This window comes from Pectobacterium odoriferum, from assembly GCF_009931295.1.
Lineage (GTDB): Bacteria > Pseudomonadota > Gammaproteobacteria > Enterobacterales > Enterobacteriaceae > Pectobacterium > Pectobacterium odoriferum.
Genome location: NZ_CP034938.1, coordinates 2,394,073 through 2,420,203, shown reverse-complemented (window position 1 = coordinate 2,420,203; position 26,131 = coordinate 2,394,073). Strand labels below are relative to the sequence as shown.

22 protein-coding genes and 2 pseudogenes are annotated in these 26,131 nt (G+C 50.4%); 10 read left to right on the top strand and 14 right to left on the bottom strand.

Features of this window, described 5'->3' with window-relative positions; genetic code table 11:
• Positions 1-25 precede the first annotated feature (25 nt).
• Positions 26-637: a hypothetical protein gene (locus EO763_RS10690; RefSeq protein WP_161528933.1), complete on the bottom strand. Its 612-nt coding sequence runs from the start codon at positions 635-637 to the stop codon at positions 26-28.
• 499 nt (positions 638-1,136) lie between these two features.
• Here EO763_RS10690 and EO763_RS10685 point away from each other — a divergent pair, with 499 nt between their 5' ends.
• Positions 1,137-2,030 (top strand): RNA ligase family protein, encoded by an 894-nt coding sequence (locus tag EO763_RS10685; RefSeq protein WP_039489391.1) that lies wholly within the window; start codon positions 1,137-1,139, stop codon positions 2,028-2,030.
• Positions 2,027-3,172, top strand: a complete 1,146-nt coding sequence (locus EO763_RS10680) for an AAA family ATPase (RefSeq protein WP_161528932.1) — start codon at positions 2,027-2,029, stop codon at positions 3,170-3,172. Before EO763_RS10685 ends, EO763_RS10680 begins: the two co-directional genes overlap by 4 nt.
• A gap of 173 nt (positions 3,173-3,345) precedes the next feature.
• On the opposite strand, the gene zigA is transcribed toward EO763_RS10680, so the two are convergent.
• The 6 genes and pseudogenes from zigA to ascF form a co-directional block, all read right to left on the bottom strand.
• Positions 3,346-4,569 carry a zinc metallochaperone GTPase ZigA gene (zigA, locus tag EO763_RS10675; RefSeq protein ID WP_161528931.1) on the bottom strand — a complete coding sequence of 408 codons (1,224 nt, stop codon included), beginning with the start codon at positions 4,567-4,569 and terminating at the stop codon, positions 3,346-3,348.
• 168 nt (positions 4,570-4,737) lie between these two features.
• Positions 4,738-5,148 carry a hypothetical protein gene (locus EO763_RS10670; RefSeq protein WP_161528930.1) on the bottom strand — a complete coding sequence of 137 codons (411 nt, stop codon included), beginning with the start codon at positions 5,146-5,148 and terminating at the stop codon, positions 4,738-4,740.
• Between the two features lie 19 nt (positions 5,149-5,167).
• Positions 5,168-5,290, bottom strand: a pseudogene (locus EO763_RS10665) (glyoxalase/bleomycin resistance/extradiol dioxygenase family protein); the annotation flags it as partial.
• A 49-nt stretch (positions 5,291-5,339) separates the two neighbouring features.
• A complete protein-coding gene (gene hisN, locus EO763_RS10660; RefSeq protein WP_161528929.1) occupies positions 5,340-6,140 on the bottom strand; it encodes a histidinol-phosphatase in 801 nt (266 codons plus the stop codon).
• Between the two features lie 234 nt (positions 6,141-6,374).
• Positions 6,375-7,804, bottom strand: a pseudogene (locus tag EO763_RS10655) (6-phospho-beta-glucosidase).
• Positions 7,805-7,838: 34 nt separating this feature from the next.
• A complete protein-coding gene (gene ascF / locus EO763_RS10650) occupies positions 7,839-9,299 on the bottom strand; it encodes a PTS cellobiose/arbutin/salicin transporter subunit IIBC (protein ID WP_161528928.1) in 1,461 nt (486 codons plus the stop codon).
• A 390-nt stretch (positions 9,300-9,689) separates the two neighbouring features.
• Here ascF and EO763_RS10645 point away from each other — a divergent pair, with 390 nt between their 5' ends.
• Complete coding sequence (locus EO763_RS10645; RefSeq protein ID WP_161528927.1) at positions 9,690-10,715, top strand: LacI family DNA-binding transcriptional regulator; 1,026 nt, start codon at positions 9,690-9,692, stop codon at positions 10,713-10,715.
• A 256-nt stretch (positions 10,716-10,971) separates the two neighbouring features.
• On the opposite strand, the gene EO763_RS10640 is transcribed toward EO763_RS10645, so the two are convergent.
• The 5 genes from EO763_RS10640 to EO763_RS10620 form a co-directional block, all read right to left on the bottom strand.
• Positions 10,972-11,568 carry a hypothetical protein gene (locus tag EO763_RS10640; protein WP_039489381.1) on the bottom strand — a complete coding sequence of 199 codons (597 nt, stop codon included), beginning with the start codon at positions 11,566-11,568 and terminating at the stop codon, positions 10,972-10,974.
• Positions 11,569-11,832: 264 nt separating this feature from the next.
• Entirely contained in the window at positions 11,833-13,758 is a 1,926-nt protein-coding gene (locus EO763_RS10635) for an ATP-binding protein (protein ID WP_052038082.1), read from the bottom strand.
• A gap of 461 nt (positions 13,759-14,219) precedes the next feature.
• The gene (locus EO763_RS10630; RefSeq protein WP_052038081.1) at positions 14,220-14,438 is read right to left on the bottom strand and encodes a hypothetical protein; all 219 of its coding nucleotides are present in this window, start codon (positions 14,436-14,438) and stop codon (positions 14,220-14,222) included.
• 163 nt (positions 14,439-14,601) lie between these two features.
• Complete coding sequence (locus tag EO763_RS10625; protein WP_161528926.1) at positions 14,602-15,384, bottom strand: ketol-acid reductoisomerase; 783 nt, start codon at positions 15,382-15,384, stop codon at positions 14,602-14,604.
• Positions 15,385-16,039: 655 nt separating this feature from the next.
• Positions 16,040-17,020, bottom strand: coding sequence for an LLM class flavin-dependent oxidoreductase (locus EO763_RS10620; protein WP_161528925.1), 981 nt, complete (start codon positions 17,018-17,020; stop codon positions 16,040-16,042).
• Between the two features lie 293 nt (positions 17,021-17,313).
• Between EO763_RS10620 and EO763_RS10615 the strand changes: the two genes are divergently transcribed.
• Positions 17,314-18,510 (top strand): M20 peptidase aminoacylase family protein, encoded by a 1,197-nt coding sequence (locus tag EO763_RS10615; protein WP_161528924.1) that lies wholly within the window; start codon positions 17,314-17,316, stop codon positions 18,508-18,510.
• 337 nt (positions 18,511-18,847) lie between these two features.
• On the opposite strand, the gene EO763_RS10610 is transcribed toward EO763_RS10615, so the two are convergent.
• On the bottom strand, positions 18,848-19,393 hold the full coding sequence (locus tag EO763_RS10610; RefSeq protein WP_010295620.1) for a flavin reductase: 546 nt from the start codon (positions 19,391-19,393) through the stop codon (positions 18,848-18,850).
• Between the two features lie 320 nt (positions 19,394-19,713).
• Here EO763_RS10610 and EO763_RS10605 point away from each other — a divergent pair, with 320 nt between their 5' ends.
• The 6 genes from EO763_RS10605 (at position 19,714) to EO763_RS10580 (ending at position 25,554) form a co-directional block, all read left to right on the top strand.
• The gene (locus EO763_RS10605) at positions 19,714-21,042 is read left to right on the top strand and encodes an LLM class flavin-dependent oxidoreductase (protein ID WP_161528923.1); all 1,329 of its coding nucleotides are present in this window, start codon (positions 19,714-19,716) and stop codon (positions 21,040-21,042) included.
• A gap of 22 nt (positions 21,043-21,064) precedes the next feature.
• A complete protein-coding gene (locus EO763_RS10600) occupies positions 21,065-22,000 on the top strand; it encodes an ABC transporter substrate-binding protein (protein ID WP_103183274.1) in 936 nt (311 codons plus the stop codon).
• 75 nt (positions 22,001-22,075) lie between these two features.
• Complete coding sequence (locus tag EO763_RS10595; RefSeq protein ID WP_161528922.1) at positions 22,076-23,044, top strand: ABC transporter substrate-binding protein; 969 nt, start codon at positions 22,076-22,078, stop codon at positions 23,042-23,044.
• Positions 23,045-23,129: 85 nt separating this feature from the next.
• Entirely contained in the window at positions 23,130-23,684 is a 555-nt protein-coding gene (locus tag EO763_RS10590; protein WP_039489368.1) for a GNAT family N-acetyltransferase, read from the top strand.
• Between the two features lie 77 nt (positions 23,685-23,761).
• Positions 23,762-24,706 (top strand): amino acid ABC transporter permease, encoded by a 945-nt coding sequence (locus EO763_RS10585; RefSeq protein ID WP_161528921.1) that lies wholly within the window; start codon positions 23,762-23,764, stop codon positions 24,704-24,706.
• A gap of 23 nt (positions 24,707-24,729) precedes the next feature.
• A complete protein-coding gene (locus EO763_RS10580; RefSeq protein ID WP_039531830.1) occupies positions 24,730-25,554 on the top strand; it encodes an amino acid ABC transporter ATP-binding protein in 825 nt (274 codons plus the stop codon).
• A 79-nt stretch (positions 25,555-25,633) separates the two neighbouring features.
• Here the strand turns inward: EO763_RS10580 and EO763_RS10575 are convergent, their stop codons facing one another.
• Positions 25,634-26,083: a hypothetical protein gene (locus EO763_RS10575; protein ID WP_161528920.1), complete on the bottom strand. Its 450-nt coding sequence runs from the start codon at positions 26,081-26,083 to the stop codon at positions 25,634-25,636.
• Positions 26,084-26,131: the final 48 nt, after the last annotated feature.

Genomic DNA, 26,131 nt, shown 5'->3' with positions numbered 1-26,131 from the left:
TGGTCTATCGCCGCTTACGCCTGTCCTACTGTGTCAGCGCAGATTGCTTTTTAAGCGCCAGCATCGTTTTTCCCATCCCAACAACAAACTCATTTTGTTGCCCGATGACCTTATTCAGCGCGGCTTCATCCTGAATATTTTCGACCGTGTTGATCGCCTGCACTTCCAGCACGCGCCCTTTAATCAGCGTCGAGCACAGCGAATGCAGAACCTTGTTATTCAGAATCGTTTGTAAGCAGCGAAAAGGCGTCGCATCATCAATGTTTCCCGCACGCTGGTCAGGTTTGATACGCTGGCGCAGCATCTCTTTTTCGGTACTGGCGATCACCGCATCCAGATCGCTGGGCTTGGAGGCAATCGGGACATTGCCATCTCTATCTGGCGGCAGCATGAACAGTGAAACCAGCGCCTTATTGCCTGTCGTAGGGTCAACATACTCGGTCTGCACCATGTGGTTTACCGCATCGACCACTTTTTCTCGCTGAATCATGTTCAACAGCTGCGCAGGTAATGCATCGGTAAGATCCTGCGTGGTATAGCCGACGAACAAGTCTGGATCTTTTGTTTCGGCAAATCCGTGCAACGGCAGCACCAGTAACAGACCCGCAATCCCTTTCTTTATCACACTGATTTTCATTATATTCCTCGACTCTTCATTGTGTGCATTCCCCTATCTCACCACTCGCTATTCTTATCACGCTGACGTCGATAGCCTCAGGCCTTTTTACCACGTTTACACGCGACAGTGCATTCTACAACGACAGGAAAGAATAGCATTTTTTATACAAAAACTTGTTGTCGGAGAATTCCTTCGCTAGAATCGCGCCGTTTACTCACCCCCAATGTGTCATGTGGAGCCCTAAAGTGCCCTTTACGTCAGCCCCCCTCTAACCGCCGACGACTGCATTAAGCAGCCTCGATTCGGCGCAGTCTGCGCCAGCGTTGGCTGCGGTACGAGTTCCCTGTTTTCTCCGCTATTGTGCGGAGCAGAAAACGAACCTCCCGCTTCCTCCCCCGCGACTCTGACCTCTGGAATGCCAGTGGACAGTCTATTGACTCGCGCCAGAACACGTTCGTCGGCCCTCTTTTTTTCATAGATGGGCCTGGCTGCGCCAATAACGCAGCAGGCGAAAAACATGTATTTACATTCAATACCGTTATTAAAATATCCGCGTACCCCTCATCTGGAAGGTTCGCGTTTACAGCCCGGCGATGATGCATCGGATCAAATTGCACTAAAAGCACTGGCAGGCCGTTACGTCGTGATCGAAGAAAAGATCGACGGCGCAAACAGCGGCGTGTCCTTCAATGAAACGGCGGAACTCCTGCTCCAGTCGCGCGGCCACTATCTGGCTGGCGGTTCGCGGGAACGGCAGTTCAATCAGTTCAAGCTCTGGGCCACCGCGCACGAAATGCGTTTTCTTGAGCTGCTGGAAGACCGCTTCGTGATGTACGGCGAATGGGCGTACAGCAAGCATTCCGTGTTTTATGACCGGTTGCCGCACTATTTTCACGAATTTGATCTTTACGATCGTCGTGACGGCATTTTCTTATCGACGGCGCGCCGACACGCGATGCTGGCCGGTTCGCCCGTGTTGTCCGTTCCGGTGCTCTATGCTGGGGAAATGCCAACGAATCCGGCATTGCTGTGGAAGCTGGTGTTCCGTTCGCTGGCGAAAAGCCAGAACTGGAAGACGGCGTTTGAATCCACCGTGCAGCGTGAAGGTTTACCGCTCGCGTTGTGCTGGCAGCAAACCGATAAATCGGATCGTTCGGAAGGACTGTATCTGAAGGTTGAAGATGATGAACAGGTACTGGCACGTTACAAGCTGGTACGCCATGACTTTATCCAGACCATTTTGGACAGCGGCTCGCATCATTCCCGACGCCCTATTTTGCCGAACCAACTGGCTGAAGGCGTTGATCTGTACGCGCCTTGTCCAGCCGTATCCTGGGAAATGCTGGGGCTGAATACGCTGCGTTCTTTAGACGCGCTCGCCGCCGCCATGCCCGATAAGCAAGGAGTATGATTATCATGGATTGGAATACCATCAGGGAATTGGTCCCTGCCTCTGGCGTACAGCCAGATTTTGCTGATTGTCTGGATGCGTTCCCGGTGCTTCAACGCGCCAAAGAGACGCCGCAGGAGCCGCGCTATCACGGCGAAGGCGATGTCTGGACACACACCATCATGGTTGTCGAGTCGCTATTGCAGCTTCCCGATTACCAGACAGCCACGCGCGAGCAGCAGGAGATCTTGTTTTTTGCCGCATTGCTGCATGACGTTGCAAAGTACCGCACGACGGTAATTGACCCGGTAACGGGTCAGATTGGTCAACCGGGACATTCACGCAAAGGCGCTATCGACGCACGGGTGCTGCTGTGGGATGCAGGCGTTCCGTTTGCGATTCGGGAAGCGATTTGCCGCTTAATTTCGGTGCATCAGGTGCCGTTTTACTGCCTTGAGGATGAACGTCGTCGGGTGTCGCCGATCTTTACGATTCGCGAACTGTCATGGCAGTTGAGCATTCCGTTGCTGGCAACGCTGGCGGAAGCCGATATGCGCGGGCGCATCTGTCAGGATCAAGCGCGCGTGCTCGACAGTATTGAGCTGTTTCGCGAGCTGGCGCGGGAGGAAGGCTGTTACGGTCAGCCGAGATCGTTTGTCGATACCCACACGCGCCTGAGTTATTTTCGCGGAGCCGATGTTCATCCAGACTACCCACTGTTTCAGGAACCGGGTTCAAAGGTCACCGTGATGTGCGGTTTGCCAGCTTCGGGAAAAGACACCTGGGTGCGAACGCATCGGCCCCATTTACCCGTGGTTTCTTTCGACGATGCGCGAACAGAATTGGGGCTGAAACACGGTGAAAATGAAGGGAAAGCGGTGCACTGGGCGACCGATAAAGCGCGTTCACTGCTGCGAACGCACGAACCGTTCGTGTGGAATGCTACGCATCTCAGCCAGCAAATGCGCACCCGCACGTTGGATCTGTGCTACGCCTACGGCGCAGAAGTGGAGATCGTCTATCTGGAGCGTCCGCGTCAGGAATTGCTGCGCCGCAACGGGAAACGGGACACCACATTGAGCAATAAAACGCTGCAAGGTATGCTGACGAAATGGGAACTTCCTTCGCCGACAGAAGCGCATGATGTTCTCTATGAAAGCTAACGCCGCCGTAGCGCACGGAAGCGCGGTAAACGGGATCTCGTACTCTGTGAGACCGTTTCTTCCTGCATCAACATACGGTTTTTCATAGATCGGTTTATCGTCCTCGACACGTACGGGGACGATAAATCCCCCTGCCGCCTGAGCAATCAGGCCTTTTCTAAATTCCCCACACGTTATGACGCAAACCAGGGCTCTATCGGATCCGGATAATTTAGCCACATCGCCAGACCTTCTGCCATTTCTTTGTCCGTCAGCAGTGCGGCCTCCAGACGGGTTCGCAGCGCGTGTTCATCCATATCGATACCGATAAACACCAGTTCCTGCCGCGCATCACCCACGCCATCCACCCATATGGAACGAATGTAATCTAGCGATTCACTATCTGTCGGCCACCTTTCTTTTGGCGCGCTGACCCACCATGAACCAGCTAGCCCCTGACGCGCCACGCCGCCTGCCTGAGACCACGATCCGGCATATTCCGGGCGGCTTGCCAACCAAAAATAGCCTTTGGATCTGACAACCCCAGCGAGCGAATTTTCCATGACCTGCGCGAAGCGGGCAGGATGAAACGGCCGACGCGCGCGGAAAACAAAACTGGCGATGCCATATTCCTCCGTTTCAGGCGTATGCTCGCCGCGTAGCTCTTTCAACCATCCGGGCGCCTGCGCCGCTTTGTCGAAATCAAACAATCCCGTGTCGAGCACCTCGTTCAACGGCACAGCGCCAAATTGTGCGTGAAGTATTTTTGCACCCGGATTCAGTGAACGAACAATCGCAACCAGCTTCTGCTGTTGTGCCACATCAATAAGGTCGGTCTTGTTGAGGATGATTACATCGCAGAATTCGATCTGGTCGATCAACAAATCCACCACGCTGCGCTCGTCCCCCTCTCCTAACGATTCTCCGCGTGAATGGATACTGTCCACCGACGTGTAATCTTTTAAGAAATTATAGCCGTCGACAACGGTCACCATCGTATCCAGCCTAGCGACTTGAGAAAGGCTTTCTCCATCGTCACCCGCAAACGTGAATGTCTCTGCGACCGGAAGCGGTTCCGCGATACCGGTTGATTCAATGACCAACTGATCAAAACGCCCTTCTTTCGCCAGCCGATTAACCTCGATCAGGAGATCTTCACGCAGCGTGCAACAGATACAGCCGTTACTCATCTCAACCAGCTTTTCGTCCGTCCGTGAAAGCTCAGCGCCGCCCTCCCTCACCAGTGCAGCATCAATATTCACTTCTGACATATCGTTGACGATCACCGCGACGCGTCGGCCAGCGCGGTTATTCAGAATATGGTTAAGTAACGTGGTCTTTCCCGCACCGAGAAAGCCGGATAGTACGGTCACAGGTAATCTTGCATCTGCTTTCTGTCGAGCTACAACGTCAGCCATATTTCACACTCTCTAATGATTTGCATTTTTACTTTTCCGCTTCGGGATGATTCATCACCACAAATGTTTCGCTTTTAAACCTTCGTCGCGATAAGCTCCCTATGCATAAAATGTTATGTTATAACATAACAATTAAACCATAAAAAATCATTGAGAATTTGGTTTTGTCTAATACAGCGCACCCCAGCGCGGAAGTGTGGTAAACGGGATCTCGTATTCCGTGATACCGTTTTTTTCTGCACCAAAATACTGTTTCTTATAGACCAATTTATCGTCCTCGAAACGTACGGGGACGATAAATCCCCCCGCTGCCTGAGAAACCTGACATTGCCGTTCTTCGAGCACATCAATACAGAGTAAAACCGTTTGCGGGCCGTCGCGTTCCGCCGTAGAGAGCCACTCTTGCACGACCAAATAACGAGAATCCGGCGACCACAGCATGTCTTTGCCAAAAACGCGCCCTTCCAGTTCTTTTCCGTCGATGGATAGCGAAAAATAAAGAGGGCCGAACCGGATTTCACCGGCGCAAATCAACATCGCGCTATGTTGTCGATCGAATGAGGACAGTTTGTGCAGCATAGAAAAGGGTTCCAAATCAGTCAAAACCGGGGCGATTCCGGCTCACATACTTTGCTCCTACCTGAGCGGAGAAGAATTCCTGCCAAAATGCTGCCTGCGCGGCCAGATCGGCCGTCCATAACGCCACGTGTGCCGCTTTCATCATGATTCCTTATTAGCCGTTGTCTTTTGCTGGTGATACAAACAAACGGTTATGACCGCGTTCCATTCAGAATGGCTAACACCTGTTGGTGCAGATCCGGGTTACCGGTCGCGACCACCGTGCCGCCCGCTTCCGCTCGCTGCCCGTTGAGATCGGTAATGATGCCACCTGCCTGCTCAATAATCGGAATCAGCGCAACAATGTCGTAGGGCTGCAATGCAAATTCCACGCAGATATCAATCTGGCCTGCCGCCAGCATCGCCATCGCGTAACACTCGCCGCCGTAGCGCGTCATGAGTGTGCTTTCTGCTAGATCTTCGAAGCGAACCGCGGGGTGCATAGCCAGCGCTTCCGGGGCAGTGGTGTGAAGAATCGCCTGTTCGAGCGACACGCCTTTACGCGTGCTTAAACGCTTTTCTCCCTGCTGGTCGCTACGCCAGGCCTGTGAACCATCGGCCCAGAAACGCTCTCCGGTGAACGGCTGGCTCATCATCCCCATCACGGCGCGTTCATGGTGCAGCAGGCCGATAAGCGTTCCCCACACGGGTAAGCCACATAAGAAAGGTCGGGTTCCATCAACCGGATCCAAGACCCAACGCACCGGACCTTCCCCGCTCAGGCCAAATTCCTCGCCCATAATCGCGTGATCGGGGTAATGACGCGTGATGTGCTCACGGATGACCCGCTCAGCCTCTCGGTCAGCTTCCGTGACCGGATCAAAGCGAAAGCCCTCTTTCGGCTTCGTCTCAATTTGGTTTGCGGTAAGGGCACGAAAACGCGGTAACGTTTCCTGACTGGCCAACGTGGCGAGTTCATGAAAAAAAGCAATATCGGGAAGCGACTGACTCATGGTGTTTTACCTTCCTATCGCGTTGGTATGACGGCGTCATTAAGCTTTAAGGGTGATAAATCGCAATGCTCACTATAGCTCGATCGTGCGTTATTTTGCGTAATTAATTCGCTCGATTATGCATAAATCAGCAAGCAACCACAATTCACGTGCTTCGCATTGTTGGAAAAAAATAGCCCCCAAACGTCTCCGTCAGGGGGCTATCGTAGGAATCGCTGAACAACCTTATTGCCTTTAGCTCAGGTCAGATCCGTTGCTGGCGATGACCTTTTTATACCAGTAGAACGATTTCTTTTTCTTTCTGGCTAATGTGCCTTCGCCCCGGTCGTCGCGATCGACGTAGATGAAACCATAGCGTTTGCTCATTTCACCGGTAGAAGCAGCGACCAGATCGATGCAGCCCCATGAGGTGTAGCCAATGACGGGAATACCGTCACCAATCGCATCCGCCATCGCGCTGATGTGTTCGCGCAGGTAGCTGATGCGATAGTCATCATCAATCTCGCCCTGCGCGTTAATCTCATCCTTCGCACCCAGCCCGTTTTCTACCAAAAACAGCGGCTTCTGGTAGCGGTCATACATCATGTTCATGGTGATGCGCAGACCCAGCGGATCGATTCCCCAGCCCCATTCACTCGCCTTGATGTGCGGGTTCTTTAACGATTTAACGATGTTCGCCGCGCTGCTATTCTGCTCGTTCATATCCGCCGAGGCGCAGCGAGAGGCGTAATAGCTGAAGGACACAAAATCCACCGTGTTCTTGAGAATCTCATCATCGCCCGGCTCTGATGCAATCGTGATGCCCTTCTCTTTAAACAAACGGCCGGTATACGCCGGATAGGTGCCGCGTGCCTGCACATCAATAAAGAACAGATTCTCTCGATCTTTATTTAGCGCCGCCCAGACATCTTCCGGTTTGCACGACCACGGATAGAAATTGCCGCCAGCCAGCATGCAGCCGACCTGATTTTCCGGGTTAACCTCATGCGCAATTTTCGTCGCCAGCGCGCTCGCCACCAGTTCATGGTGCGCAGCCTGGTATTTCACCTGCTCATGATTTTCCCCGTCGGCAAACACCAACCCCGCGCCAGAAAACGGACTATGCAGCAAGATATTGATTTCATTGAACGTTAGCCAGTATTTCACCAGCCCGTCGAAGGCTTCAAAACAGGTTCGGGCATAGCGGGCGAAGAACTCTACCATTTTCCGGTTACGCCATGAGCCGTACTCGGTGACCAGATGCATCGGCACATCGAAATGGCACAGCGTCACCAGCGGCTCAATGTTGTACTTCCTGCACTCGGCAAACACATCGCGATAAAAGGCGATGCCGTCTGCGTTGGGCGTCAGCTCATCCCCGTTTGGGTAAAGCCGGCTCCAGGCGATAGAGGTACGGAACACCGTGAACCCCATTTCTGCCATCAGCGCGATATCTTCCTTATAGCGATGGTAGAAATCGATCGCCTGATGGCTGGGATAAAACTCATCCTCACGCAGCGCAAAGCGCGGTTCTTGCCCCAGCTTCACCGGCAGACGATTCACGCCGTGGGGAATCATATCCACCGTCGTCAGCCCTTTACCGCCTTCGAGGTACGCACCTTCTGCCTGATTGGCCGCAATCGCGCCCCCCATAAGAACCCATTGGGAAATGTTGATGCAGACATACGCTCTTCTCCTTCGTGCTCATTAGTGCTTCATTTAATTCGTGTTCGCTGCGTGCTGCGGCGCGGAAACCTTGTCGCCCTGTACGCGTTTATCTTCCGGTTGTTCTTCTACCGGGATGTCTTCAAAGCCCAGCAGCAAGGTGACGAAGAAGGAAATCACGACGGACAGAATCATGACGCCGAATACCCAGGCAATGCTCATCGGATTGGTCGGATCGAAGAACTGCACGCTGGTAAACAGCCCCGGCGAGGCCATTGAATGGCTTGCCAGACCACCGATACCGGCAACGGCACCACAGATAAAACCGGTGATTAAACAGGCGATCAGCGGACGCTTCAGACGCAAAGCCACACCGTACAGCGCAGGTTCAGAAATCCCAGCAACAATGGCCGATGCCGCCGCAGCCAGCGCTGTCTGGCGCAGTTCCGGATTTTTGGTGCGCCAGGCGACCGCCAGTGAAGATCCACCCAGCGACAGGTTTGCACCGATTTCAGACGGCATCACCATGCCTTCTTTGCCCGTCTCGGCGATGGTTTGAATGATAGTCGGAGTAAACACACGGTGCATACCCGTCATCACCAGCAGCGGCCAGATCGCGCCCATGATGGCAACGGACAGCCAGCCCAGATAATCATGCACGGTGTACACCACCGCAGAAATACCGCTACCGATCCAGATCCCAATCGGGCCGATCAGCATGATGGCAATCGGGGAAGCAATCAGCACGATTAACATCGGCTTCAGGAAGTTTTTGGTCACCGCTGGCGTAATGCGGTCTACCCATTTTTCAATGTAAGACAGAATCCAAGTCATACACAGCGCGGGAATGACGGTGTAGGTATACTTCACCGCCGTGACGGTCAGCCCCATGAACACCACCTGCTGACCCTGCGCCGCTTTTGCCATCAGATCGATAAACGTCGGATGCACCAGCACCCCAGCGATAGCAATCGCCAGCGACATGTTGGTTTTGAATTTTACCGCAGCAGACGCCGCCACCATGATCGGCAGGAAGAAGAACGCGCCGTCGCCAATCACGTTCAGAATCGTTATCGTCGATGCGCCCTTCTCAAACAACCCGGTCATATCGAGGATCATGGCGAGCAATTTCACCATCGAGCCGCCGATAATTGCCGGAATGAGCGGTGACATCGTGCCAATCAGCGCATCCAGAATGCCCGCGCCGATGCGTCGCAGCGTAATTTTATTGTTCACGGGTACGGCTTTTTCAGCCTCCGCGCCTTCCGGCAGCAGTTTCACCACTTCGGCGTAGGCCTGAGAAACGGTGTTGCCGATGATGACCTGACACTGGTTATCATTTTTCACGACGCCCAACACGCCGCTTATGGCCTTCAATTCAGCCACATTTGCTGCATCATTATCTTTCAGCACAAAGCGCAGACGGGTCATACAGTGCGTCACGGCAGCGATGTTATCAGCACCACCGATGGCATCGACGATCGAACGGGATACAGCCGCATAATTCTTTGACATGGATAAACAATCTCTCGTAATCGCGCACGCTACACCAAACTCAACACACCGTTCAACGCGTCCAAAACGGGAATATCACTTGATGCACGCACATTTATTATTCAATTTCATACAGTTATGAAAGTATTCATGCCGGTATCCCTGCTCCATGCAACGTGATGAAACGCCGATGGGTAACCGGTTCCACATGATAGTGTTTATATGTGAATGTAATTTCAATAGATTAATTATTAATATTTTACTTATGTGACCACGATCGCCATAGAAATGGAATCCTTCTCTCGATCGCACCCGCCCTCATCCCCTCGCGGCCAACACACAGGCAACTTGACGTATGACGGAGATAAAGTGTGTAAAATGATGGGAGTATTCAACGTCTCAGGATGTCTCATGTCGACAATGCAGGAAGTGGCGAAGAAAGCAGGCGTATCAAAAGCGACGGTGTCGCGCGTGCTATCGGGCAAAGGCTATACCAGTGAAGAAACCAAAACGCTGGTCTATCAGGCCATTGAGGAGACGGGGTATCGGCCCAATTTACTGGCACGGAATCTGGCGACCAGCAAATCAGCCTGTATTGGTTTGGTGGTGACCAATACGCTCTATAACGGCAGCTATTTTAACGAACTGCTGTCACAGGCCGCTAAGAAACTGGAAGACAACGGTCGTCAGTTGATTCTGGTCGACGGCAAACACAGCGCCGATGAAGAAAGAGCCGCGATTCAATTCCTGCTGGGATTGCGCTGTGATGCGATCATCATCTATCCCCGTTTTCTCAACGTGGATGAAATGGACGACATCATCGAGAAGCACAAGCAACCGATCATGGTGGTCAACCGTAAACTGCGTAAACACCAGAGCCACTGCATCTGCTGCGATCACAAAGGTTCCAGCTATAACGCCACGCAGCATCTGATCAGGCGTGGCCATAGAGATATCGCTTTTATCACCGGTTCGCTGGATTCGCCGACGGCTATCGAACGCCTTTCTGGCTATAAAGATGCCCTGACGGCGGCCAATATTGCGGTACGGGACGAGTTGATTGTGAGAGGAAAATGGACACCGCACAGCGGTTCGCTCGCCATTAACGCCCTGCGCGATAACCGGGTATCGTTCAGCGCCGTTCTCGCCAGCAATGACGATATGGCGATTGGCGCGATAAAAGCACTGGATGAGGCTGGCGTTGCCGTCCCGCATGACGTTTCTGTCGTCGGGTTCGACGATATTCCCACCGCCCCGTTTTTGAAGCCGTCGCTCTCCAGCGTCAAAGATCCTGTGAGCGATATGATCAACGAAGTCATTAACCGTCTGATCGCGATGCTGGACGGCGGCTATTTCTCGAAAGAAAATCTGTTCTTGTCGGAATTGCAGGTCAGAGATTCTATTCAGAACGGGCCGTATGGTAACCCGCCCGTTTGATCGCCATCCAGATGACAGAAACGGATCACACGCAGATTACAGATAAACTGCATTAGCTCAGACTTGAACTGATGGTTTTCGCGGCCAGCACACCATCAAATCTGACAGGCTGCTGTGAGCGAGAAGCGGAAGTTCGGAATGCATACTTACATAAGGTATCTTGAGTCATAGGGAGCAGGTCAGGGCCAACCCGGAGAAACGGAGCTTCGGAGGGTTAGCCCTTGCTTAATTCATAACTACATCTAAATAATATTATCTATTCGGATGAAATAAGATCGTCATATTTATTATTCTTTATTTTGCAAATTATTTTCCCAGGGATGTTTGGTCCTCCTTGGCTAAATATAAAACCAACAACTAAGTTATTTTTGGAGTTGCGTGGATCGCTTTCAAGAACTGTCCAGTCCCGGACATAAGGATAACCATTACCAGTATCACCTACACGTTTCTTAAAGTCGGTAATGCATTGTGAAACTAAATCACTTCGAGAGGGTTCTCTATAACTGTTTATCTGACTTAATACACAATCTCGACTTTCATTTATCTGTTCGCTCACGATCTTCATGGAACTTCCGTCCGAAGGCTTAAAGCTCTTAAACATACTGGTCATCTGAGTTTCAAGGTTTTGGCTAAATTTTGTTTCAAATTCAGCAGATGCTTGTTTATTAGTAATCTGGTAAGCACCTCGATATAGCATTGCAGCTTCCGATGAGTATCCTAAGCCACAAACTTTTAATGCCTGATCTACGGGGTCTGAGGAATTATATGGGGATTGTGTTACACAGCCTGAACTCATTATAATTATGATAATTAGTAAACACTTTAACTTTTTATTTATTAAACTCAGCAACATGTACTTTCCTTAATTATGATGATTCCGTAAAGAATTTGGCTTTTCGGATCAATTATCGACAATTCAGGAAGAATCTTTAGTGGAATAAGCATAGTCATTTCTTAATGGACAGACCAGTTACAACCAAAGAAAGTAACAATAACCTACTCCCAACTAAATTAGCGTACCAAAAGACAACCAGCCTTAACAAAATAAATTGTACTATTACGTCATAAAATTTGTGAGTCAGGTGATAACTATTATTACCTGACTCATGTGTGAAATTTAAATGCTAAATTTATCTTGTGTAGGAATATTGATAACGTTGCTCATCGTAGCTTCATTGTCTAAGCTGTCGTACCTAAGGGATACTTTGTCCCGTAAATTAAAAAGCCTAGCCTGCGCAGTCCTAACCATTTCATCAAAAGTAATAGCTTTAACTTCGCCAAACTTATCATTTTCATTATTTCCAACTGCTTGATACTTGCTGGCAAATCTATCTATAGTATCACCAACAACAAATGCTTTAATAAAAGGACGTGAAGATCCTACGCCAGTATGCCAAATATCTTCCACATAGGATCTTGCCTGATTCATCTCATCACGACCAATAGTGAAACCACCTTTCTTAAGCTCAATTAAAAGTACAGTCTTAGTCTTCTTTATTTCACCATCAAACTCTTCAAGCCCAAGCATGCTTAAAGATGAATTACTACCTACGACTATATCAGGACGTTTTGATGAATTTAAAAAACATTCTTTCTTATAACTTTTTTTAAATATGGTCTCCATAGTTTTGATAAGCCCTCTGTTACTTGAATATTCGGCACTATCGAATTCTGGGCCGAAAACCCAACGAGCCTTCTCGATTAGTGGATGTAGAGTATGTAATTCATCCACACTATGGTCACCACTAATCTTGGAAATCATCTCAACTAACTTTATGCGAGAGTCAATTTCAGCAAGAATTGTCATTGCATCTGTTACATTCCATTCATCCAGAAAAACATTCAGCGCTTCGACATCATCAGGCGAAATACTAATTAACTTTCTCAAAAGTGAAATTCCAGATCTGGATTTCTCTAAATTTATAGCTGCTTTAAAGGCCAACTCCAAATATTCCAATTTAATATCCGGACTTTCCTCCAAAATATTGTCTAGAAAATCATTCAGTTCCTTTCTAGCAAGAATGTTTAGACTCTTTATATCCTCAACATGGTTTTGAATTACCGTAGATTTTGCTTGTTGCATGTCTATTTGAGACAACTCAACATACCAGCCGCGAAGAATCCTACCGATCTCATTAGATATAAGGTCTATAGTTGTAAAGTCTGATTTGAAGCTGGACCAATCAGGTTCAACATAGCTGAATAGATCATTCGACTCAGCAATTAAAGTATATCTTTTGGCAAATGACTTTCGCCCATCTATTATTTGGTTTTTAGCAATATACCAAGAAGGTTTTCCTAACAATCTCCCACCCAGCCAAAAAGCGACACCATGCTGATTTGAAGTTCTAGCCGCAGCAGAAGAATCTACTAAAGTCAGTTTTATTTTTATGTTTCCGATTGGATTTATTTCTTCCGTTTTTACCACCCCAGGATGCTCTAGTAAGGTGATTTTTCGGCCGTTAACATAAACATGAAATTCCGGATTAAAAAGAAATCTTGCAGATATAATATCTGATATTTGTTCAGAGTCGACATAGTTACGAGTAACATTTACTGTAATCTTAGAACCATGACCTGCTGATTTCTCGCTACGGTGTTCAACAACTTTTATTGGACTTTGACCGGAGGAAACAGCTAAATGATAATAATTTCGGATGGAGTCCTTCCATGTTTCAACTATATAATTATCATCGAAACATAGTCCTGCATGTCTCCCTACACCATTGCATCCAAACGCAAGACGTTTAGTTTGGACATCAGCATCGCTAGGAAATTCGACATAAGCCCCCTGATGCTTGTGCCTATCGTATCGTAATCTAAGCCACCTGCTTTCGAATTGTTCTTTCGTAAGTCCTACTCCATTATCTTCGATAGTGAGGACTTGCGGATTGGTTTCAGATATATTTATTTTTACTATCGTTGCGCCAGCATCATGTGAGTTAGCTACAAGTTCAGTAATAGCAATATCAGGTTTCGTAGCTATTGAACCGATTTCTTTAAAAAGAAATCTCTCTTCATAAGTCACCGAATAACCGCTCATCCTATAACTTCCTTTTTAAGCATGCGTTTATCATGAAGTTTATACTATTGATGGTCGATACTTGTGTCTATCGATTGTTTAGGAATATATCGATTTTTTGCAACGTACATGCGTCGTAGCAAGGTCAACGAATAAAATTACTCATAACCCCCTCCAGCTCGGGCAGCCTCGCCTGCCTGCTTCACTTAATGCAATAGTTTTGATGCAGAACGTAGTTCGCTACAGAAGCCACCACATATGGTTTTTTGCGTGAGAAATACTGCATGAGACTCATGCGATTTCATGCAGTATAGACATGCTCTCAGACAACAGACATCAACAACCCGGCACTGGCCGGGCTTAAGCGAGCTGTTCTGTTCAGGTCAAAACAGTTTTCTTTTTTTCTGTCGTCATGTGATCCTGATATCGGTGTTGAACCGGTCAGGCTCATCACGTCGTCCCGAAATCTCAACGGCAATATTTCAATCGTCCATTTCAGCATTAAATTCAGGATACAACGTATCTGCATCATTTGTGCCTTCAATAATGCCCGGTATATGTGCTGAGCTACTCCGCTCAAATTGTCTGTACTTCATCTTGGGCAGGCTGCTCAATTCGGTACCGTGGAAAATAAAAAAGTCACGCAAAAGCTCATCAATGCGCTCTCCAGTGATGCCCTGATGGTGTAAGTATCCCCGCAAAACGAACCCTTAATTTTTTAAGAGTTTCTAGGCCTCCAACGTCCGCTGTTGGCAAGAGCTGCCGGTAAGATTACGTTTAGCTCTGCGCAGCAACATTGCCAGCTCCGGCCTGAGCTAATACAGATAAACCGATCGACGTGATTCAATCGTGCGTGTTCGACTGTCATTTTACGCTATTGACGTAACGAACCATGCCCTGGAGCAATTGCGCAAACCGATGTGATTCATAATTACCCTCACTTGGCACCATCCAAACGCTGTTGACCTCAAGTTGGATCGTTGGTACGCCATGTGCTGCGCCGAACTTTGTGACGGTTTCATTCTTGGAGGCGGCAAAATAGTTGTTTGAGTAATTGGAAATACCTTCATTTCGCAATGAGGTGATGAGTTTGGTCACCAGTTCGTCTTTACCCAGCAGAGATTTTCCCTTCATGGTTCCGATATCAACATCATAGGGTCGGTAAGGGTGGCTGCCGTGGATATCAATAATGAGTTTCGGCTTTTGTGATTTTATTAATTCGGCTAGCCTCGCTTTATAATCATTATTATCGTAGTAGTTGGGGTCTGAAGGAGAGGCTTTTGTTGTATAGATGACCGTCGAACCCGTCAGTTTTCCCAACATGATTGCCAGCGCTGCCGTTCCGCCTCCGTCAGAGAAACGATATTTTCCATCCCGAAACGGTTCGGTAGCATGGGGGGCGCTAATGATAATGGGCTCCTGCCCTAAGGTGACGTTAAACCATTTTTCCCCCTCTTTCGGTTTAACATCGCTATTTTTATCTGCATCCTTTTGATAGACGATTGCTTCGTTGATCTGTTCAGGCGTGAGCAATGCTTTTTCGAAATGGCTATTACCCTGATTCAATGAGCATGCCGATGCTGAAAAAACAAATAGTGCAATAACAGTAAATTTCCTTATTAATGCAATATTAAGTAATTCCTTCATCTGTTATCTCTCATAGAAATATTTGCCATACCAATGGCTCATGGAAACACAAAAGCAACGAAGCTCAGGAAGACTAACAGTAAAAATACGCGATTAAATCTGCCATACCGAGCGCAATGACTATTATAGAAGATGATTTTTGAAGAGGCTTTAATGAAAATAAAAAGGCAACACACGCACCGAAAACGATCGTTTACAGTACGTGATTGCCCATTTTTATCCGCTTGATACCGTCTTAAACGTAAACGTTAAGCTGGTTATTTGCCGTTGGGCGATTAACCCCATCGGCTATGGGTGGCTTAAAGACCGATGCGTTATTGTCGTACGTCGTCCGGGTTCGGGTAGACGCGTCCTGATTAGGGTAACCAGACAGCTGAGACGAGCGGGAAATGCCCTGAACATGATCAGGTTTGTCAGGCATGGTGCTATATGACACTGGATAAACGAGGTTGAGACCAATCATTTTTCTTCCCCCTATTCATCTTCTCTGCCAGTAAAACTTATCTTGCTTACTACTGAGTATAGAACAGTCAAGCGGGGGGAATATGTAAGGTTTTGTCTGAAAAAACATTGTTGGTGCACCACTGACAAAAGGAAAGAGAAGACAAACAATCAGCACTATCTTTTTTAATTTCTATCAGTGGGTTACACGTTTTCAGCGCTGTGCCAGCAGCCGAATCGACGCTTCACGCTCGCGGGGTAACGTTACAGGCGTATGGATGATGAACTCATCCACGCCAAAGCGCTGATGGTAGCTATCCAGACGCTGATGAATATGTTCCGGCGTGCCGTAAAGCACATGACGCGGCTCCTGTACGATACGGAAATCCGTTGCGCCCGCCTGCCGAACGAAGTTATCAGCCTGTTCTTGACTGCCTACCGTCAGCGGCGGCTTGTTCTCAATGTAAACTTTATAGTTATGCTGCGTGCTAGCCAGCGTCTCCGCATCCTCATGACGCTCGGCGGCAATCACCGACAGTGACAGCAGCGTCTGGGCGCTGGCGGGTTTCAACTCCCGATAGCTCAGGAGAGACTCCGTCAGCAACTTTTCACTGGCGTTAATGAACCCAGCGAACACAAAATTCCAACCCAGCGAGGCCGCTAACCGCGCACTCTCCTGACTGGCACCCAGCAGAAAGCGCTGTGGCGTCTGTTCAGGTAATGGCGTCGCGTTCAGGCTTTCGGCCGTCTCGTCATGGCTGTCGAGAAAGCGGTTTAGCTGATGTAGCTTCTCCGTAAAGGCAACCCGTTGTGTCTCACCGACTTCCTGCTGTAGCGCCCGCGTCGCCAGCGGCAACCCGCCCGGTGCTTTGCCGATCCCCAAATCCACACGCCCACCCGCCAGTGCGCTGATCACATGGAAATTCTCCGCAACTTTATACGGGCTGTAATGCTGCAACATCACGCCGCCGGAGCCAATACGCAGCGTTGTGGTGTGCGCCAGTAGCCAGGTGATCAAGACCTCGGGAGACGATCCCGCCAATTCATCGGAATTATGATGCTCGGAAACCCAAAAACGATGATAGCCAAGCGCTTCCGCCACTTTCGCCAGCGACACGGTTTGCGCCAACGCCTGCGCCGCACTCATTCCTTCGGCGATGGGGCTTTGATCTAATAAACTGAGTTTATATCCCACGATGTTTCCTTATTTTCAGCGACTATCCGTTAGCGTGCTAGCGCTATTCACCGCAATAAATAGTCATAACAAAAACAACAGCCATAGTAAAAAACAGAATAAGAAGAATGTTGCATAAAGGTGTAAAAAATAAATATTAATAACAGAATTTGTTAGCAGAAATATTCATAATAAATGAATACAAAAAAGCGCCATCATAAAAAGACATGAAATATAACCAGATGGTATTTATCCATTGCGTTGCTATCGGCTACCTTTAGCATGTTTAAGTTTTGTTAAGGAGGTGTATTGATATGGCTGAATCTATCCCCTGTTGTGATACGTCATTTGAGCAACAGTTAATTAACTGGCGACGGCACTTGCATCAGTACCCGGAATTGTCCAATCAGGAACACCAAACCACCGCGCACATCACCCGCTGGCTACAAGAGAAAGACATCCGCCTGTTGCCCCTTGCGTTAACCACAGGCGTCGTTGCCGAAATCGGTCACGGCAGCGGCCCGACGATTGCGCTGCGGGCCGATATTGATGCGCTGCCGATTGAAGAGTTAGTCGATGTGCCGTTTCGCTCTCAGCACGCGGGCGTCATGCATGCCTGTGGCCATGATTTCCACACCGCTGTGATGCTGGGTGCTGCCTGTTTGTTGAAAAAACGTGAATCTGTCTTACCGGGTAAAGTCAGGCTGTTTTTCCAACCCGCAGAAGAGGTCTCGACTGGCGCCAAACAGCTCATCCGTGCCGGCGCGCTCGCCGATGTCGCGGCCGTTTTCGGTCTGCATAACGCGCCTGAACTTCCTGCTGGCACCTTCGCTACCCGCAGCGGCCCGTTTTATGCCAACGTGGATCGCTTCGCCATTCACATTACCGGCAAAGGCGCACATGCGGCCAAACCCGAACAGGGCATCGACAGCATCGTCACCGCCTGCAATATCGTCAATGCGCTGCAAACCCTGCCCAGTCGTAGCTTCAGCTCGCTGGAATCACTGGTCATCAGCGTCACGCGCATTCAGGGCGGTAACACCTGGAACGTACTGCCGCAAACGGTGGAGTTGGAAGGGACGGTTCGTACCTACAATGCCGCGATTCGCGCGGAGATACCGGAACGAATAGAGCAATTGATTGGCGGCATCGCCCTTGCACTGGGTGCAAAAGCGGAACTGAAATGGTATCCCGGCCCGCCTGCGGTCGTGAACACCAGTGAATGGGCCGATTTCAGCAAGCAAATTGCCAGAGACGCAGGCTATCAGGTAGAAAACGCCGAACTGCAAATGAGCGGTGAGGATTTTGCGCTTTATCTTCAGGACGTACCGGGCACGTTCGTCAGCATTGGTTCAAACAGCGAATTTGGTTTGCACCATCCTCAGTTCAACCCAGATGAAAGCGCGATTGCGCCAGCTTCTCGCTATTTCGCACAGTTAGCGGAAGCGGCACTGCATCGCCTGAACACCACGAAAGTCTCCTCACCACAGGCCGTCCTGTCTTCATCGTAATACGCTAATTTATAAAACTAGCCACCTTCGTCTGGTTAATCTGGCGGAGGTGGCTATTTCCTGAATAATTCTCGTTGGCAGACTGATGACAAGTTTACAGGATTAAAACGGGGGTAATGGAATAGAAGAGTAAAGCGTCCGCGCCAGGGACAAAGGCGTTAGGAACGCCTTTGAACGTCGCTTGCGACGGCCCTGAAAGGGTGAATCTCAGGGATGAGATTCATATCCGCGCGGCTCGAGCTTACAGGGAGGTACTTGCAGCGTCTTTACGATCTATCCATTGCCCCCGCTCGACGCACTTTATCTGCAAGGCTTGGCGTCTGGTTAGTGTATTTCATTAACCCCGAACAGCATGATAACGACGGGAAAAATACACCAGACCATCCGTGCCTTCGCCCTGCTTAATCGCTAATACCCGGCAAATAAAGATATCGTGCGTCGCCGCGCTCACCACCTCTTCAACCTGACAGTCAAACGCTACCAGCGCGTCCCGCAACACCGGTGAACCCGTGTGTAACACGTCCCACTCCGCCGCGGCAAACCGTTCTTCGGTAGATGACGGGCTTCCAAACAGCGACGACAGCGCTTCATGATGGGCCGCCAGCGTATTGATGCACAAATGCGTATTCGCCTGAAACGTGGGATACACCGACGAACCGCGATTCAGACACACCAGCAGCGTACCCGGCGAATCACTGACGCTGGACACGGCGGACGCCGTAAAACCGGCCTTACCTGCTGGGCCATCCGTCGTAACGACATTGACCGCCGCGCTCAGCCTTGCCATCGCATCACGAAACGCCTGCCGGTCAACCGTGGCAACCGCCGCAGAGAGAATCGCGTCATTCGCGGTGACGTGTCGTTCAGCTATCAAATCAGACATTAAATACTTCCTTTAGATACGGCGAGAAACATGATTATTAACATCATACTAACAAAACAAGCCATATCATAATCTGAAATTTTTGAATTTCATTATCCATTTTTGTTGTTTTACATCACGCCTCGCCTCATCAATAGTGAAAACACGCTATTAACGTCTTATTAACCTTTCATTGAATACGTGAATACCTATTGATGGCTTGTTTATTGGCTGACGGTTTATTGATGGACTGTTTTCACTTTCATGGAAGTTCGTTTAATTAACAATAATGACGCTCAATTAATAATAAGCATATTCAATTAATAAAAAGGTTTCTGACAATGAGTAAAAAACAAACATCTGCAAATCGACAATTAAGACTGGGTTTACTATTACAGGGCGCGGCGGGAAATATGTCCGCATGGCGGCATAAAAACGTCGTACCCGACGCCAGCATTAATTTTGGCTTTGTTTTGGATGCGGTAAAAAAAGCCGAACAAGGGAAATTTGATTTTGTCTTCGTGGCAGACGGCCTCTATATCAATGAAAAATCTATCCCCCACTTTCTCAATCGCTTTGAACCGCTGACACTACTGTCCGCGCTGGCTACCGTCACCACACATATTGGTCTGGTTGGCACACTCTCGACGTCGTATTCCGAACCGTTTACCACCGCCCGGCAGTTCGCCAGCCTCGACCATCTCAGCAACGGCCGCGCAGGCTGGAACGTGGTGACATCGCCGCTGGAAGGATCGGCGAAAAACTTTTCCCGTCAACAGCACCCAGAACACGCACTGCGCTACCGCATTGCCGATGAGTTCCTTCAGGTGGCGAAAGGCCTGTGGGATTCCTGGGAAGACGATGCCTTTATTCGTGACAAAACCAGCGGACAATTTTTCGATCCTGAGAAGCTGCACACGCTGAATCATCAGGGAGAATTCTTCTCAGTACAGGGGCCGCTGAATATTGGCCGATCCGCGCAAGGCCGCCCGATTGTGTTTCAGGCTGGTGCGTCTGAAGACGGGCAAAAATTGGCCGCCAAACACGCCGATGCCATCTTCACCCATCAACACACGCTGGAAGACTCACAGCGCTATTACCGCGAAGTGAAACAGAAGCTGGAAGAAAATGGTCGCCGGGCCGATCAATTGCACGTTTTTCAGGGCGTCAGCGTGATTGTCGGCAACGACGCGGAAGACGTAGAGCGCCAGTATCAGGAAACCGCGCAGTTGGTCACGATTGAGGACGCTCTCAATTATCTGGGACGCTATTTTGAGCACTATGACTTCTCACAACACCCGTTGGATGAGCCCTTCCCCGATATCGGCGATCTAGGGAAAAACAGTTTCCGCAGCACCACCGATGAAATCAAACGCAACGCGCAGGAAAAAGGCTTAACGCTACGGCAGGTCGCGCTGGAGGCGGCCTCACCGCGTCCCGTCTTCAGCGGCACACCTGAGCAGGTGGCGGATGGTTTACAGCGCTGGTTTGAAAACGGTGCGGCCGACGGCTTCATCATTCAGGGCGGCACGCCGGAGACGCTCAACCACTTTGTCGATCGCGTCGTTCCTCTGCTACAACAGCGCGGACTTTTCCGTCAGGAATATCCCGGCTACACGCTGCGGAAAAATCTGGCGCTGGATTATCCGGTGAATCAATTCACGCGCTAGTTCGCGCAACAGGAGATTCACTGTGAAACGTTCCCCTTTTATCACGGTAACCCGCGTGGCGGCCCTATTGAGTGCCACGCTGGTGGCAAACGTGCAGGCGCAAGATGCGGGATTCGTTAGCCGTATCGATCTGAAGGCCAACCAAACACCTATTCGTACTGATAAAAATGCTGAGGCCATCGCGCAGATTCCAGCTCATTTCAAATTCGTGACGCCGGGTAAACTGACGATTGCCGTGTCAGCGCTCAGCTCACCGCCGCTGTCGCTGCTGGCTGACGATAACAAAACGCTTATCGGCAGCGATGCCGATATTGCGCGACTGGTGGCCGACGGCCTCGGGCTGGAGCTAAAGCTGGTGCCGGCATCCTGGGAAGACTGGCCGCTGGGCATCACGGCGGGGAAATACGACGCCGCTATTTTTAATATCGCGGTGACGAAACTGCGCAAAGAGAAGTTCGACTTCGCCACGTATCGCATTGATACGCTGGGTTTCTACGTGAAATCGACCAGCAAAATTACGTCGATTAACAAGCCAGAAGACGTCGCTGGTCTGAAAGTGATTGTCGGCTCCGGCACCAATCAGGAAAACATTCTGCTGGGCTGGGATCGGCAAAATCGCGCCAGTGGCCTACCTCCCGTACAGCCTGTTTACGTCACCGACGATGCCGCTGCCAACCTAAGCATCCAGTCCGGGCGCGTCGATGCGTTTTTCGGCCCCCATTCTATCGGGGCTTATAAAGCGGCGCTGACGGGCAAGACACGCATGGTAGGCAAAGGCCCGACGGTCGCTTACGTCGCGGTCACCACGCAGAAAGGCAACGGTCTGGCACAGCCAATCAGCACCGCCATCAATGGCGCGATCCACAACGGCAGTTACGCACAGGTGCTGGATCGCTGGGGTGAAGACGATGAAAAAATCACACAGTCCGTCGTGAACCCACCGGGTATCGGCGATTAAGTAAACGCGACACATTCATAAAAGTGACAGCGTCACGAAAACCATTATAAATAGTCACCTGCAAGGGAAAAACAAATGCAAAAAGAGATCGCATATTCATCCAACTCACATCGCATGCGTCCATCGCGTTTGACAAAGCTACTGACGGGATCGCTGCTGCTCGGCACGCTGTCCGCAACAACGGCACTGGCAGCCATCGACCTGAAAGCCAACCAGCAGCCGATCCATGCACCGAAAAATGCGGAGGCGATTGCGCAGATTCCGGCAGATTTTACATTCGTCACGCCGGGTAAATTCACCGTCGCCATCGCCACGTTGGGCTCGTCACCGCCGCTAGCGTTTCTGGCCGATGACAACAAAACCGTGGTGGGCAGCGAGCCGGATATCGCACGGCTGGTGGCCGACAGCCTCGGGCTGGAACTGAACATCATTCCAACCTCATGGGAAGACTGGCCGCTCGGCGTGGCCTCCGGTAAGTATGATGCCGCCATCATCAACATTACCGTCACCAAAGCGCGCAAGGAAAAGTTCGATTTCGCCACCTACCGCATCGACTCGCTCGGCTTCTATGTGAAATCCACCAGTAAGATTCAGTCCATTAAGGAAGCGAAGGACATCGCGGGGCTGAAGATTATTGTTGGTTCCGGCACCAATCAGGAAGCGGTGCTGCTGGCGTGGGATAAACAGAATCGCGCCAACGGCCTGCCCGCCTTTCAGCCGGTTTATGTCACGGACGATGCGGCTGCCAACCTGAGCCTGCAATCCGGCCGTTCCGATGCCTATTTCGGCCCCAACGTGATCGGTGCCTACAAAGCAGAGCTGACGGGCAAAGTTAAGCATGTCGGTACGGTCAACGGCGGTTACCCCAACGTCGCCCATATCGCGGTCACCACGCGCAAAGGCAGCGGGCTGGTACAGCCGATTAATACCGCGCTGAACGGCGTAATTAAAAGCGGTGAATACGACAAGGTACTGAACCGCTGGGGAGAAAGTATCGAACGTATTGACCGTTCAGAAATCAATCCGCCAGGACTGGGCGATTAATACCGCTCAATGGCTATCGGGACGCCATGATCGACACGCCATGGTTACCGATAGCCCCTATACGCTAATGAATCAGGAGTACCCCATGTCCGACGACATTTTCATTGTTACCCAGCCCGAAGATCCTATCGTGGCCCCGATTATCGACGGCCTGTTCGCGGAATATGAACAGCGCTATGGCGATTTTTTTGGTGAGCGGGAAAGCGATCCGCCGGGCATTTACCAGCAGCCGCACGGCATTTTTATTGCGCTGCTGCGTCAGGGCGTACCGATTGCCACCGGTGCGTTTAAACGCTACGACAGCACCACTGCCGAAATTAAGCGGGTATGGACGGATAACTCGCTGCGCCGTCAGGGGCTCGCGGGGAAAGTGATGCAAGAACTGGAACAACACGCCCGGCGATTAGGCTACCAGCATTTTTTCCTGACGACCGGTTTCCGCCAGCCTGAAGCGGTAAGTTTATATCTGAGCCACGGGTATACCCCTCAGTTCGATATCACCGTCGATCCGGTGACCTACAGCATTCCACCTTACGACGGGCGTTTACCATTTAAGAAAGCCCTGTTCGACGCTGCGACACCACGGGTTGCACGGCAAACGGAAGTCGAGCTTATCACCCGCCATTTGAAAGTGTGTTGACCCTTGCGCACGGTAATAGCCCTATGCACTAACAACAAAACGCTATTTTTCAGCATCACATTCAACGGGTATCGCTCATGACGCAATCTCTACACACGTCTTCTCAACAACCACCGCTGAGCCAGACACAGGAACCGCCGTTGAACATTGTTCCCGCGCGTTACCCTTTTCGCTTTGCCGGCGCGCTGTTTTCGCTGTTTATTTTTGCCGGGATTATTCAGTCAATCGCGCTGAACCCGCGTTGGGAGTGGTCGGTCTTTGCCGAGTGGTTTTTTAATCCAGTGATCCTTGCCGGACTGGGACAAACGCTGCTGTTGACCGCACTGGGTACGTTATTCAGTATTTTTTTCGGCACCGCGCTGGCGCTGGCCCGGCTTTCGCCGTCTTACCTGCTTTCCACGTTGTCGTGGCTGTATATCTGGTTGTTCCGATCGCTGCCGCTGATTCTGGTGCTGATCATTCTGTACAATTTCTCGTATCTCTATGACGAGCTGGCGCTGGGAATTCCCTTCACCTCCATCGTCTTCCTGAACTATCCGACGATAGATCTTCTGGATCAATTTTCCGTTGCCGTACTTGGCCTGACGCTGGTGCAATCCGCATATACGGCGGAGATTATTCGCGGCGGTATTCTTGGCGTGGATACAGGCCAGTTTGAAGCCTCCGCGGCACTCGGTCTGCCCGGCAGTCGCCGCACCGTGCGCATCATTCTGCCGCAGGCGCTGCGTTCGATTCTGCCCACCGGTTTTAACGAGATCATCAGCCTCGCTAAAGGTACCTCAATTGTCTACGTGCTGGCGCTGCCGGAGCTGTTTTACACCGTTCAGGTCATCTACAACCGTACGCAGCAGGTTATTCCGCTGCTGATGGTCGCCACCATCTGGTATCTGCTGATCACCACGGTGCTATCCGTCGTCCAATACTACGTGGAACGCTATGTGTCCCGCGGTGCGGTGCGTGAAATGCCGCCAACGCCGCGCCAGAGACTCGTCCGTTTCCTGACGCGCAAGCGCGCACGTTAACCCCCAGATTCTGGAGATTCACCATGTCTGAAGCTATCGATTATTTTGCTCATGCCCGCACCACCGCCCAGCCACAGGCAGAAAACGCCCTTGGGCTGATCGAAATCCGCAACGTGGCGAAACATTTCGGTCAGCACAAAGCGCTGGAGGATATCAATCTGACGCTGGCTCCCGGCTCCGTCACCGTGATCCTTGGCCCATCCGGATCAGGGAAATCCACGCTGCTGCGCACGATTAATCATCTTGAACGCGTAGACGAAGGGTTTATCCGCATCGACGGCGATTACATCGGCTACCGTCGCAAAGGGAATACACTCTATGAGTTGAAAGAAAAGGACGTGTTACGTCAGCGCATCAACGTCGGTTATGTATTCCAGAATTTCAATCTGTTTCCCCACCTTTCCGTGTTGGAAAACATCATTGAAGCTCCGCTGGCGCATAAGCTGTATTCGCGTCAGGAAGCGGAAGACATCGCCTTTACCCTGCTGGAAAGCGTCGGGCTACGCCATAAGGCGCAGTCTTATCCCCGTCACCTTTCCGGCGGCCAGCAGCAGCGCGTCGCGATTGCCCGCGCGCTGGCACTTAAGCCCAAAGTCATGCTGTTTGATGAACCGACGTCCGCGCTCGATCCCGAGTTGGTCGGCGAAGTGCTGGATGTGATCAAATCGCTTGCCCGCTCCGGCGTGACGCTGGTTGTCGTCACGCATGAAATCGGCTTTGCGCGCGAAGTGGCCGACCGCGTAGTGTTCATGGTGGATGGCAAAATCGTTGAAAGCGGGGATTCCTGGCAGGTGCTGAACCATCCCCGTCACCCACGGACGATCAATTTTTTGAATAAGGTGTTGTGAGGAAAAGAGAAGGTTATTCATCGATGCCATACTCATTAGGCTCGTTACGAGTGAGCCTAATGAGATCGTGCGTAAATGATTATTTCGCTGGCAATGGCTCAGCATACGGACTGCTGTAAACCTGAATCATCACACTGTTATCCGTATCAAACGTCGCAACCGTCACGACGTCCTTAGTGCCCGCCGCTTGCCAGCATTCCGCCTCAACATCGCAACGAGCCTGTTTCTCATAACCCATCGATGTCAGGTAAGTATGAACCTTGCTGGTATCGTCAGTGCCATAAAAATTTACCGTCCATATTTTAGCTTCCGGGCCCGTTACGTTTGAAAAATTGAAGTCATAGCGATCGGTAATACGTGGCATTGCTTTTAGAAAATCGGGGGTATAGAACGCATATTCCCTTTTGTCCTGCTCGGTATAATGTGCACTTCCAGCAAAATTCATTTTGATGTAGGGCCATAGAGAACCGACCGCAACAGCAATAACGGTGATGCCGAACACAGCAAAAATTTTCAGAGGTTTACTCATCCTTAAGTTCCCTTTCCTTTTTAGCTAAAGATACACAAAGAAATTATC